This is a genomic window from Streptomyces sp. NPDC048291 (assembly GCF_043201715.1).
In the GTDB taxonomy this organism is placed as follows: Bacteria; Actinomycetota; Actinomycetes; order Streptomycetales; family Streptomycetaceae; genus Streptomyces.
The window spans coordinates 400,407-413,294 of record NZ_JBICZC010000004.1 but is presented as its reverse complement, the minus strand read 5'-3'; the positions used below and the strand labels follow the sequence as shown (position 1 = coordinate 413,294).

The window sequence follows — 12,888 nt, the reverse complement described above, 5'->3', positions numbered from 1 at the left end:
ACCGGAGAACGTGCTGCTCCGGCTCCGTGCGCGACCAGCGGACCCTCAGTCCTGGCCCCCTGTCGCCCCGGTCTCCCCTGTTCTTCTACGCCGACTCCCGCACCCGCAGCTCCGCCCCCACCTTCAGCTGCTCGGCCGGCAGTGGGTCGCCGTCGGTCAGCAGGCGGGCCGCCTGTTCGACCGCGAGGGCGCCGAGGCGGCGAGTGTCCAGGGCGACCGTGGTGAGCGGGGGGTCGACGAGCGTGCCCAGTTGGAGGCCGTCGAAGCCGACCACCGCCAGGTCCCGGGGGACCTGCAGACCGAGCCGGCGCGCGGCGCGCAGCGCGCCTATGGCGATGATGTCGTTGAAGGTGAACACGGCGGTCAGTTCCGGGTGCCCGGCGAGGAGTTCCTGGAGCGCGCTCTCCCCGCCCTCGACGCTCTGGTCGGCGCGGGCCACGGAGCCCGAGTCCAGCCCGCACGCGGACATCGCGGCGTCGAACCACCTGTGCCGGATGCTCGGTTCGGACCGTTCGGCGTGTTCGAGCATGCCGATGTGCCGGTGTCCCCCAGCGGTCAGATGGCTGATCGCCGCGTGCACGCCGCTCTCGCCGTCGATCCGGATCGAGCTGAACCGCTGGGTGCGGTGCTCGCGGTCGATGAGCACCACGGGGAGCCCCCGGGTCAGCCTGTCGATCTCGTCCTCGGGCAGGCTGAGATAGCCCACGACGGCGTCCACCTGGGAGGCGATCACCTCCAGCGTGCCCCGCTCCTCCTCGGTCCGGTCGCCGGTGTCGTACACGACGACGTGCCAGCCGCGGTCCCGGGCCGCCTCCAGGGCCGCCGCGGCGACCTCGGTGAAGAACGGGTTGAGCAGGTCGGGGATGACGAGGCCGACACTTATGGTGTCCTGCCGGACCAGCCCCCGGGCGAACCGGCTCGGCCGGTAGCCGAGTGCCAGGGCGGTGTCGAGAACACGCTGCTTGGTGGAGACGCCGATCTCGCCCTTGTCGTTGAGCGCACGTGACACGGTCTGCCGGGACACGCCCGCGGCCTGGGCCACATCGTCGATCGTGACCCTGCGGGGTCCGGTCCCCGACGACGCCATCTCTCACCTCCGCGTAATTGCCGACGCGCCAGCGTCGCAGGGACACCGAGTATGCCCCGGCGCGTTGAAACCTTGACACTCCGGCGGTCGGAAGCCCACACTCCCAATCACTTCCCGTTACCGCTCCCGTGAGCGCTCACGGTACCGCTCACGGAACCCAATTCCAACCAGAAGGCATCCGCCTCCAGGTGTCAACGTCGACCCGCCTGGGCCCCGTCGCCAGGCGTTCTCTGGAACGGAAGACATGAGAAGCACAGCCATGCGCACCCGCCTCGCCGCCGCAGCCGCGACCGCAGGCATCGTCGTACTCGCCGGGTGTTCCTCGTCCGGTTCGTCGGACAACGCGTCCGCGTCCTCGTGCGAGCCCGCGAAGGGCAAGGTGACCCTCCAGTACTGGAACACCGTTCCGGGCATGGACAAGGTCGTCGACCTGTGGAACAAGCAGCACCCGAACATCCAGGTCGAGACGAAGAACATCTCCAACGACCAGTACGGCACCCTCGGCAACGCCCTCAAGGCGGACAAGGCCCCTGACCTCGCCCAGGTCGGCTACGACGAACTGCCCAACCTGCGCACCCAGAGCGCCTTCGTGGACGCCTCCGCCTGCAAGGCGGCCACCGCGGCCGAGTCGAAGTTCGTGCCGTGGACCTGGTCGCAGACCAGCTTCGGCGGCACCGGCGTCTTCGCGATCCCGCAGGACACCGGCCCGATGGCGCTCTACGTCCGCAGCGACCTCTTCAAGAAGTACGGCGTCGCCGTTCCCACGACCTGGGACGAGTACGCGACGGCCGCCGAGAAGCTGCACAAGGCGGACCCGAACCTCGACATCACGTTCTTCGACCCGAACAACGCCGAGTGGTTCAACGGTCTCCTCTGGCAGAACGACGCGAAGATGTACGGCTACTCCGGCGACAAGTGGCAGGTCAGCGTCGACTCGGCGCAGAGCAGGCAGGTCGCGGACTACTGGCAGAAGCTGGTCTCCGAGAAGGTCGTGCGCACCGACCTCGCCCACGGCTCGACCCAGATGTACGCGGCGTACCAGAAGGACCAGATCGCCACCTACGTCGGTGCGGCCTGGGGCTACAGCATGTTCCGCGACAACCTGCCCAAGCAGGCCGGGAAGTGGTCGATCGTCCCGATGCCGACGTGGGGCGCGAACGGCTCCTCCGGTGACTGGGGCGGCTCGACCGTCGCGTTCATGAAGGGCGGCAAGCACCTCTACGAGTCGGTCGAGTTCAACACCTGGCTGAACACCGACCCGGACGCGCTCGCGCTGGAGAACAAGCTCGGCGGCCTCTACCCGGCGGCCACCGCCGGCCTGGACCTGCCCGCGCTCAAGCAGGGCGTGCCCTATTACAACAACGAGAAGATCTTCGACGTCTTCGCCGACGCCTCCCGGAAGATCGACACCAGCTTCGCCTGGGGCCCCACGCAGAAGACGGTGAACCTGGCACTCCAGGACGCCCTGGCCAAGTCCGCCGCCGGCGGCGGCACCCTCACCGATGCGCTCGAGACCGCCCAGGCCGCCGCGCTGAAGTCGATGAAGGACCAGGCGATCCCGGCGACGGCGGGCAAGTGACCGTTCGATGACCGACCTCGCAACCCGCTCGGCCGGCGTGCGAACCACGCCCGGAGGCCGCCGTCGCCCGAACGGCGGCGGCCCCCGGGCGGCCACCGTCGCCGCCTTCGTGACCCCGTTCTTCCTGCCGTTCCTGCTGTTCTACCTGGTGCCGGTCGGCTACGCCCTCTGGCAGAGTTTCCGCGTCGTGCGCCGCTCCGGCGGCCAGTACGGCACCTCGTACACGACCTTCGGCGGCTTCGAGCAGTACACGCAGGTCTTCCAGAACGCCGAGTTCTGGTCCAGCATCGGCCGCATCGGGCTGTTCGGCGTCGTGCAGGTGCCGGTCATGCTGTTCGTGGCCCTGATCATCGCGCTGCTCCTCGACACGCCCCTGCTGAAGGGCAAGGGGTTCTTCCGCACCGTCGCGTTCATGCCGTACGCGGTACCCGGCGTGATCGCCGCGATCATGTGGTCGTACCTGTACTCGCCCCAGCTCAGCCCGGTCGTCGACCTGCTGAACGGCATCGGGCTGCACCCCGACTTCCTCGGCCCGGGCGCCGTGCTCTGGTCGGCCGCGAACGTCTCCACCTGGCTGTGGACCGGCTACAACATGCTGATCATGTTCTCGGCACTGCAGTCGATCCCGCAGGAGCTCTACGAGGCCGCGAAGCTCGACGGCGCCTCCAACTGGACCATCGCCTGGCGGGTCAAGGTGCCGATCATCGCCCCGTCGATCGTGCTGACCACCGTCTTCTCGATCATCGGCACGCTCCAGCTGTACGCCGAGCCGGCCGTGCTGCGGCAGATCTCGTCGAACATCTCCAGCACGTTCACGCCGAACATGCTCGCCTACACGGTGGCCTCCGGGAACAACTACCAGCAGGCCGCGGCCATCTCGGTGGTCATCGCCGTCATCACCTTCGTCTTGAGCTTCGGGTTCATGCGACTGACCTCGAAGAAGGCCGGACTGTGAGCAACACGCGCATGCAACGCGAGAGCCGGGTCAGCCGTACCGCCGCCATGGGGCTGATGGTGCTCCTGGCCGTCTACTTCCTGCTGCCGGTGTACTTCCTGGTCGTCGCGTCGACCAAGCCGCAGGGCGACCTCGCCGCCACCAACGGGCTGGCGTTCTCGCACTTCAACCTGTTCGGCAACCTGCACACCCTGTTCACCCGCAGCGACGGCGTCTTCGGCCGCTGGGCCCTCAACACCGTCCTCTACGCGGTGCTGGGCGCGGCCGTGGGCACCCTGATCTCCGCGCTGTGCGGCTACGCCCTCGCCAAGTTCCGGTTCCGCGGCCGGGAGTTCCTGTTCTCCGTCATCCTCGGCGGCGTCCTGGTGCCCACCACCGCGCTCGCCCTGCCGCTGTTCCTGCTGTTCTCGGCGACCGGCCTGGTCAACACCTACCTCGCGGTGTTCCTGCCCAGCATCGTCAGCCCGTTCGGCGTCTACCTCGCGCGGATCTTCGCCAACGCCTCGGTGCCGCAGGAGCTGATCGAGTCGGCGCGGCTGGACGGGGCGGGCGAGTTCCGGATCTTCTTCTCGGTGGGCTTCCGGCTGATGACACCGGCCCTGGTGACCATCTTCCTGTTCCAGTTCGTGGCCATCTGGAACAACTTCTTCCTGCCGATGGTGATGCTCCAGAAGGAGTCCCTCTTCCCGATCACCCTCGGCCTGTACGAGTGGAACGGCCAGACCGCCCGCGCCCCGCTGCTCCAGCAGTCCATCATCACCGGCTCACTGGTGTCGATCCTGCCGGTGATCGTCGTCTTCATCCTCCTCCAGCGGTTCTGGCGGACCGGCCTGGCCGCCGGCTCGCTCAAGTGACCCCCCACGCACAGAAGGTGTTCCCCACCATGCCCAACCCGGCTGTCTTCGTGCCCCACTTCCACTGGGACCGGGAGTGGTATGAGCCGTTCCAGGTGTTCCGGCACCGGCTCGTCATCGCCCTGGACACCGTGCTGGAGACGGCCGAGGCCGACCCGGACTTCCGGTTCACCGTCGACGGGCAGATGGCCGCCGTCGAGGACTACCTGGAGATGCGGCCCGAGAACCGCGAGCGGGTCGCCGCCCTGGTCCGCGAGGGCCGGCTGGCCGTCGGGCCGTGGCTGATCCTGCTCGACGAGTTCCTCTGCTCCGGCGAGACCATCGTCCGCAACCTCCAGATGGGGTGGGCGGCGGCCGAGCGGCTCGGCGGCGCCATGCCGGTCGGCTACCTGCCGGACATGTTCGGCCACATCGCGCAGATGCCGCAGATCCTGGCCCGCGCCGGCCTCGAACACGCGGCGCTGTGGCGCGGGGTGCCCGGCACGGTCGACGGCCACGCCTTCCGCTGGCGCGCACCCGACGGCTCCGAGGTACGCACCGAGTTCCTCTTCGACGGGTACGACAACGGTCTCGACGTCCTGCTGGTACCGGACCGGATCCAGTCCGCGCTCGCCGAGTACGCCGGGATGACGGCCGAGCGGTGGGGCGGCGACCCGGTGCTCGCGATGGCCGGCACCGACCACAACGCGCCCGACCCGCGGCTCGCGGACTGGCTCCGCACGGCCTCGGGCGAGGAACGGCCGATCACCGTCGCCACCCTCGACGAGTACGTCCGGGGGCATGTACGGGACGAGGCGACCGCCGTCGTCACCGGTGAGCTGCGCAGTCACGTACGGGGCAACATCCTCCCCGGCGTGCTGTCCGTGCGGCTCGGGCTCAAGCAGCGGATGGCCGCCGCCGAGCGGACGGTCGACCACGCCGAGCGGATGAACGCCCTGTGGTCCGGCCGCGACGACTCCGCCTTCCTCGCCCTCGCCTGGCACAAGATCATCGAGTCCACCGCGCACGACTCCGTGGTCGGCTCCGGCACCGACGAGACCTGCGACCAGGTCGCGGCCCGCCTCGCCGAGGCCGCGCAGACCGCCCGCGCGGTCCGGGACGCGGCCCTCGCCGAGCCCGCCGCCGGGGTGCCCGGCGACGCCTACCTGGTCGCCAACCCGCTCCCGGCGCCCCGCACCGCACTGGTCGAGGTCGACGTGGTGGCCGCCCCCGAGGGGAGCACGCTGGTCGCGACCACCGCCGACGGCACCGTGCACCCCGTACAGCAGGTCGCCCAGGCCCCCACCGTCCTCAGCGACGAGCGGCTCGACGCCGCCCAGCTGGAGCGCGTGCTGCGCCGCATCCACCGCCGCGAGCTGTTCGGCCTGCTGATCAACGGGTACGAACTCACCCCGAACTCCCTGGTCTTCCACCTCGCCGAGGTCCCGGAGGGCCCCTTCGACCTGATGACCCTGCGCGGCGAGGTCGCCGCCGCGGCCGTGGCGCACCCGGGGGAGTGGCGGGTACGGACCCTCGCCCAGGCCCGGGCCACCGCGCTGGTGGCCGTCCCCGTCCCGGCCGCCGGACTCGCCGCCTTCCGGGTCGGGCCGGGCGACCTGCCCGCAGCCCCCGCGATGCAGGGCGCGACGGCGACGGCGGACCGCCTCTCCAACGGCCTGGTCGAGGTCGCCGTCGCCGCCGACGGCACCCTGGACGTGACCGGCGTCGACGGCACCGTGCTGTCGGGCGTCGGCCGCCTGGTGGACGGCGGCGACCGAGGCGACAGCTACAACTACGCGCCGCCGGCCCACGACGTCCTGGTGTCCGAGCCGGTCCGGGTCGGCGTCGAACTCCTCGAAAGCGGCCCGCTGCGGGCCCGGTTGCGCGTCACCCGCGTCTACGAGTGGCCGGAGGCGCTCGCCGAGGGCGACCGCGACCGGCGCGGCGGGCGCACCGTCCCGACCCCCGTGGACATGCTGGTGGAGGTCCGCGCGGGCGAACCCTTCGTCCGGATCTCCACGTCGTTCCTGAACCGGTCCGCCGACCACCGGCTGCGCCTGCACGTCCCGCTGCCGCTGCCCGTCACCACCTCGGCGTCGGCCGGGCAGTTCGCCGTCACCGAGCGCGGCCTGACCGCCGAGGGCGGCTGGGGCGAGTACCCCCTGCCGACCTTCCCGGCGAGCACCTTCGTGGCGGCGGGCCCGGCCACCGTCCTGCTCGACCACTCTGCCGAGTACGAACTCGTCGACGACGGCTCCGCACTCGCCCTCACCCTGCTCCGCGCCATCGGCTCCATCAGCGTCAACATCCACCCCCTGCGCGACGAACCCGCCGCGAGCGAGATCCCGGCACCGGGCGCCCAGGACCTGGGCATGCGCATCGGGAACCGGTTCGCCGTGCTGCCCTGGGCATCCGGCTGGCAGGGCGCCAACGCGGTCGCCCTCGCCGAGGAGTTCCGGGGCGACGCCCTGGTCACCCGGGGCACCGCGCCTAGCGGCGGCCCGCTGCCCCCGGACGCGTCCGGCGTGCAGGTCGACGGCCGGGACGTGCACGTGTCGAGCATCCGCCGGATCACCGACCCCGAGCACGGACCCGGCACCGAGCTCCGGCTGGCCGCGATGCGGGACACCGCGACGACCGTCCGCGTGACCGGCGCGTTCACCGAGGCGACCACCGTAGACCTGCTCGGCCGGCCGCTCGCCCCCGAGCCGGTCCGGGACGGGCTCGAACTCGGCCTCGGCCCCTGGGAGATCCGCACGGTCGTCCTCCGTCGGTAGGGCCGCGATGTCACGTCCGCCGTCTGTCGGCTGCGGCGCCGTTGTGGCTGGTCGCGCAGTTCCCCGCGCCCCTGACGGGGCGCTGCCATCCCCCCGTCTTCAAGAAAGTTGTGACGCCTTGACCTCTGACCTCACCGCCTACGTATCCGACCCCACCCCCTGGCACGGTGCCCTGCGTCCGGCCCGGTCCTGGCTGCACTCGGACGCACCGGCCCTGTCGCTGAACGGCGACTGGCGGTTCAGGCTGTCGCCCACGGCGGCGGTGGCGCCGGACTTCGCCGCCGAGGACTTCGACGACCGGGGGTGGGACAGCATCCCGGTGCCCGCGCACTGGGTACTGGAGGGCGACGGCGCCCACGGCCGGCCGGCGTACACGAACATCCAGTTCCCGTTCCCGATCGACCCGCCGCACGTCCCGGACGAGAACCCCACCGGCGACTACCGCCGCCACTTCGACCTGCCCGCCGGACGGACGGACGCCGAGCGGATCGTCCTGCGCTTCGACGGCGTCGAGTCGCTGTTCAAGGTGTGGGTCAACGGCGTCGCGATCGGCACCGCGAGCGGCAGCAGGCTCGCCCACGAGTTCGACGTGACCTCCGCCGTGCGCCCCGGGGACAACGTCGTCGCCGTCCGCGTGCACCAGTGGTCGGCGGCCAGCTACCTGGAGGACCAGGACCAGTGGTGGCTGCCGGGCATCTTCCGGGACGTCACCCTGCTCACCCGCCCGGCCGGTGGCATCGAGGACGTCTGGCTGCGCACCGGGTACGACGACGGGCGCGGGCGGGTCGAGCCGGAGGTCAGCGCGGAGGCCTCCGCGTTCCCGGTCACCCTGCGCATCCCCGAACTGGGCGTGGAGCGGGTCTGGGAGACGGCCGCCGACGTGGCGCCCGTCGACGTCCCGGAGGTGGAGCCGTGGTCGGCCGAGCTGCCGCGGCTGTACGACGCGACCGTGTCCTCGGCCGCCGAGAGCATCGCCCTGCGCATCGGCTTCCGCACGGTCGAGATCCGCGGCGACCAGTTCCTGGTCAACGGCCGCAAGGTCGTCTTCCACGGCATGAACCGGCACGAGGCCCACCCCGAGCGCGGCCGGGTCTTCGACGAGGCGCACGCCCGCGCCGACCTGGCCCGGATGAAGCGGTTCAACGTGAACGCCATCCGCACCAGCCACTACCCGCCGCACCCCCGGCTGCTCGACCTCGCCGACGAACTCGGCTTCTGGGTCGTCCTGGAGTGCGACCTGGAGACCCACGGCTTCGACAAGGTCGGCTGGACCGGCAACCCGACCGACGACCCGGCCTGGCGCGCCGCCTGCCTGGACCGCATCGAGCGCACCGTCGAGCGGGACAAGAACCACCCCGGCGTCGTGATCTGGTCCCTCGGCAACGAGGCCGGCACCGGGTCCAACCTCGCCGCCATGTCCGCCTGGGTGCACGCCCGCGACCCCGAGCGCCCCGTCCACTACGAGGGCGACTACACGGGCGACTACACCGACGTGTACTCCCGGATGTACTCGACGGTGCCGGAGACCGAGCAGATCGGCACCGACGGCTCCACCGCCCCGCTGCTGGGCTGCACCCCCGCCCAGGGCGCCCGGCAGCGCACCAAGCCGTTCCTGCTCTGCGAGTACGCCCACGCGATGGGCAACGGGCCGGGCGCCCTCGACCAGTACGAGGAACTGGTCCACCGCCACCCGCGGCTGCACGGCGGCTTCGTCTGGGAGTGGCGCGACCACGGCATCCTGGCCACCGCCCCCGACGGAACGCCGTACTACGCCTACGGCGGCGACTTCGGCGAGGTCGTGCACGACGGCAACTTCGTGATGGACGGCATGGTGCTCAGCGACGACGTGCCGACGCCCGGCCTCCACGAGTTCAAGGCGGTCGTCCAGCCGGTCCGGTTCGCCTTCGACGGCGACAAGCTCGCCATCACCAACCTGCGGCACTCGGCCGACACCTCCGACCTGCGGTTCCGCTGGCGTGCGGAGTTCGACGGCATCCCCGTCGAGGCGGGCGAGCTGGAGACCCCGCTGCTCGCGGCCGGCGAGTCGGGCCGGGTGCCGCTGCCCGCGATCGTGGTGGCCGCCGACGCCGAGACCTGGCTGACCGTCGAGGCGGTACTGGCGACGGACACGGCCTGGGCCCCCGCGGGGCACCAGGTCGCCACCGCCCAGCTGGACTGCTCGGCACGGCGCCCTGTGCCCGCCGTCCGGCCCCGGTCCGGCTGGCGGCCCGGCGAGGGGACCCGCACGCTCGGCATCGCCGGGTTCACCGGCGGCACCCTCACCCGGCTCGCCGGGCGGGCCGTGACCGGGCCGCGGCTGGAACTGTTCCGTGCCCCGACCGACAACGACGAGGGCACCGCCGACCGGCTGGAGGGCAGCGACGCCAGCGAGGCCGGGGTGTCCAGCGCCGAACTGTGGCGCCGCGACGGCCTCGACCGCCTCACCACCCGCCGGATCGGCGTGGAGCAGACCACCGACGCCCTGCGCACCGTCGACCGGGTCTCCGCCGCCGACTCCGCACTGTGGGTGACGGTCGAGTCGGTCTGGTCGGTCGAGGACGGCGAACTGGAACTGCGCGTCGAGATCGAGCCCTCGCGCGGCTGGACGACGGTGTGGCCGCGGATCGGGATCCGCTTCGAACTGCCCGACGGCACCGCCCCCGTGGACGGCGCCGAGTGGTTCGGCCTCGGCCCGCTGGAGTCCTACCCCGACAGCCTCCGCGCGGCCCGCACCGGCCGGTTCTCGGCCACCGTCGGGGACCTGTCCGTCGACTACGCCCGCCCCCAGGAGACCGGCCACCGCTCGCAGCTGCGCACGCTCACGCTGACCAGCGGCGACACCGAGGTACTGCGCCTCGCGGCCCTCCCCGACACCCGCGGGCGGCGCCCCGGCTTCACCCTCGCCCGCCACACCCCGCAGCAGATCGACCGGGCCGCCCACCCCTACGAACTCCCGGAGTCCGCCACCAGCCACCTCATCGTCGACGCGGCCCAGCACGGCCTCGGCTCCCGCGCCTGCGGACCGGACGTGTGGCCGGAGTTCGCACTGCGCCCCGAGGCCCGCACGATCAGGCTGCGGATCACGGCAGGCGCCTGAACAACAGGACCCGACAGCTCTTTCACAGCCCGCACCCACGCGCCTCACGGCCCGGCGGTGGACGGTCACCGGCCATGAAGTTATCCACCGGTACCCCACGGATCCTGGTCGTGGACGACGAGAAGGACCTCACCGACCTGCTGGTGACGGTGTTGCGGGCCGAGGGCTGGCGGACCGAGCCGGCGCCGGACGGCACGACGGCCCTGCGGGCGGCCCGCGGCTTCCGGCCCGACGCGGTCGTCCTGGACCGCGGGCTGCCCGACCTGGAGGGCCTGGAGGTGCTGCGGCGCCTCCGGGCCTGGCGGCCGGACCTGCCCGTGCTGTTCCTCACCGCCCGGGAGAGCGTCGAGGACCGGGTCGCCGGCCTGTGCGCGGGCGCCGACGACTACGTGCCCAAGCCGTTCGACCTCGACGAGGTCGTGGTCCGGCTGCGCGCCCTGCTGCGCCGCTGCGACGCGTTGCGGCCGGACGCCTCGCTGCTCGTCGTCGACGACCTGACCCTCGACGAGGAGACCCGGCAGGTGCACCGGGCCGGCACCCCGGTCCGGCTCACCGCCCGGGAGTTCGAGCTGCTGCGCTACCTGATGCGGCACACCGGCCGGGTTCTCGGCCGGGCGGAACTCCTGCACAACGTCTGGGCGGAGGAGGCCGACCGGCACCTGAGCATCGTCGAGAGCTACGTCAGCTACCTGCGCCGCAAGATCGAACGCGGCCGTCCCGTCCTCATCCACACCGTGCGCGGCGTCGGCTACCTGATGAAGCCCGCCGCGGCGAAGCGATGAGACGCCGCCCGCACCGGCCGCGCAGCCTGCGCTCCCGGATGATCCTCTCCAGCAGCCTGCTGCTGGCCGCGCTGTCCGTCGTGATCATCGCGATCTCCGGACTGGCCCTGCGCACCTACCTGATGACCGGCCTGGACCAGCGCCTCGACGCCCTCGCCGAGCACTCCTCGGCCGCCCGCGGCCAGATCGGCGCCCCGACCGCGGGCCTGCCCTACCTCAGGGCGTTCGGCGTCCCGGCCGGCACCATCGGCGTCTCCGTGGCCGGCCGGCACGCCACGGCCACCGTCCGCCACGCGGCGGTCGTGGACGGCACCGGGAGGCTGGCCGCCCCGACCGCGGGCCAGCGCCGGATCCTCGCCGGGGTCGAGGCCGACGGCCATCGCCACACCCTGGACCTGCCCGGCCGCGGCACCTACCGGGTCAAGGCCGTGCGCGCCGACTCCCGGAACACCGAGATCACCATCGTCACCGCCGTGTCGGTGCGGCCGGTGGACCGGATGCTCGGCCGCCTGCTGGCCGTCGAGTCGGCCAGCGCGGCCGCCGCCCTGCTCGTGGCCGCGCTGATCGGGGCCACCGTGATCGGCCGTCAGCTACGGCCCCTGCGGCGCGTCGCCGCCACCGCCACCCGGATCTCCCGCGAACCCCTCGGGCACGGCGCGGTCCGCGCCCTGGAACGCGTCCCGGAGACCGACTGCGGCACCGAGACCGGCCGGCTCGCCGAAGCCGTCAACCGGCTGCTCGGCCACGTCGAGAACGCCCTCGCCGACCGCTACGCCACCGAACTGCGCATGCGGGACTTCCTCGCCGACGCCGGCCACGAACTGCGCACCCCGCTCGCCTCCGTCGCCGGCCACCTCCAGCTGGTGCGCCGCGCCCCGGAACCGGCCGCCCCGCAGGCCGCGTACGCGCTGGGCCGCATGGAGTCCGGCATCGGCCGGATGCGCACCCTCGTCGAGGACCTGCTCCTCCTCGCCCGCCTGGACACCGGGCGCCCGCTGGCCCGTGAGGAGGTCGGGCTCGGCCCGCTGCTCGCCGAGGCCGTGGCCGACGCCCGCGCGGCAGGACCCGGCCACCGCTGGGAGTTCCTCATGCCCGGCAACCTGGTCCTGGTCGAGGGCGACCCGGACCGCCTCCACCAGGTCGTCGCCAACCTCCTCGCCAACGCCCGCACCCACACCCCGCCCGGCACCAAGGTCACCGTCACCGTCCGGACCACCGACGACCAGGCACTGATCCGCGTCGCCGACGACGGCCCCGGCATCCCGCCCGACCTGCTGCCCCGCATCTTCGAACGCTTCGCCCGCGGCGACGCCTCCCGCTCCCGGGCCACCGGCAGCAGCGGCCTCGGCCTCGCCATCGTCGCCGCCGTCTCCGCCGCCCACGGCGGATCCGCCGAGGCCGGCAGCGAACCGGGCCGCACGGTCTTCACCGTACGGCTGCCGCTGTGCCCGGCGTACGCCGGTGAGGTGAACCCGCCCCGGAAACCCATCGGACGCGAACTCCCCTACGGGTGAGGCCGGTCGGCTGCACCGGCGGCGGAGAGCCAGGGCCGCCGCCCCGATCCTGGCCGCCCTGGACACCGACGAGGAGACATCGCCGCGTGGGAGAAGCGCACGCGGGCTATTGATTCCGACTGGGCTTCAGCGCCCCTTACAGGGGGCCGGGCTGTATCGACATGCGGCCACCGGTGCGCCCCGTAAGGGGCGCGGGGCTGTACCGCATGTGCGGCAGCCGCGCCGTGGGCGCGACCGGCCCCCACGGCGCCGGAGCCGAACGAC

At 72.4% G+C, this 12,888-nt stretch carries 8 protein-coding genes; 7 read left to right on the top strand and 1 reads right to left on the bottom strand.

Features of this window, described 5'->3' with window-relative positions:
- Window positions 1–85: 85 nt before the first annotated feature.
- Window positions 86–1,087: a LacI family DNA-binding transcriptional regulator gene (locus ACGF5O_RS12735; RefSeq protein ID WP_393809888.1), complete on the bottom strand. Its 1,002-nt coding sequence runs from the start codon at window positions 1,085–1,087 to the stop codon at window positions 86–88.
- Window positions 1,088–1,331: 244 nt separating this feature from the next.
- Between ACGF5O_RS12735 and ACGF5O_RS12730 the strand changes: the two genes are divergently transcribed.
- The 7 genes from ACGF5O_RS12730 to ACGF5O_RS12700 all read left to right on the top strand — a co-directional run bounded on the left by ACGF5O_RS12730 (window position 1,332) and on the right by ACGF5O_RS12700 (window position 12,624).
- Window positions 1,332–2,666 (top strand): ABC transporter substrate-binding protein, encoded by a 1,335-nt coding sequence (locus tag ACGF5O_RS12730; protein ID WP_393809887.1) that lies wholly within the window; start codon window positions 1,332–1,334, stop codon window positions 2,664–2,666.
- A gap of 7 nt (window positions 2,667–2,673) precedes the next feature.
- Entirely contained in the window at window positions 2,674–3,621 is a 948-nt protein-coding gene (locus ACGF5O_RS12725) for a carbohydrate ABC transporter permease (protein ID WP_393809886.1), read from the top strand.
- 11 nt (window positions 3,622–3,632) lie between these two features.
- Window positions 3,633–4,475, top strand: a complete 843-nt coding sequence (locus tag ACGF5O_RS12720; protein WP_393810130.1) for a carbohydrate ABC transporter permease — start codon at window positions 3,633–3,635, stop codon at window positions 4,473–4,475.
- A 29-nt stretch (window positions 4,476–4,504) separates the two neighbouring features.
- Window positions 4,505–7,231: an alpha-mannosidase gene (locus tag ACGF5O_RS12715; protein ID WP_393809885.1), complete on the top strand. Its 2,727-nt coding sequence runs from the start codon at window positions 4,505–4,507 to the stop codon at window positions 7,229–7,231.
- Window positions 7,232–7,349: 118 nt separating this feature from the next.
- Window positions 7,350–10,328, top strand: a complete 2,979-nt coding sequence (locus ACGF5O_RS12710; protein WP_393809884.1) for a glycoside hydrolase family 2 TIM barrel-domain containing protein — start codon at window positions 7,350–7,352, stop codon at window positions 10,326–10,328.
- Between the two features lie 74 nt (window positions 10,329–10,402).
- A complete protein-coding gene (locus ACGF5O_RS12705) occupies window positions 10,403–11,110 on the top strand; it encodes a response regulator transcription factor (RefSeq protein WP_362597810.1) in 708 nt (235 codons plus the stop codon).
- Entirely contained in the window at window positions 11,107–12,624 is a 1,518-nt protein-coding gene (locus ACGF5O_RS12700) for a sensor histidine kinase (RefSeq protein WP_393809883.1), read from the top strand. The genes ACGF5O_RS12705 and ACGF5O_RS12700 overlap by 4 nt, the downstream gene beginning before the upstream one ends.
- Window positions 12,625–12,888 lie beyond the last annotated feature (264 nt).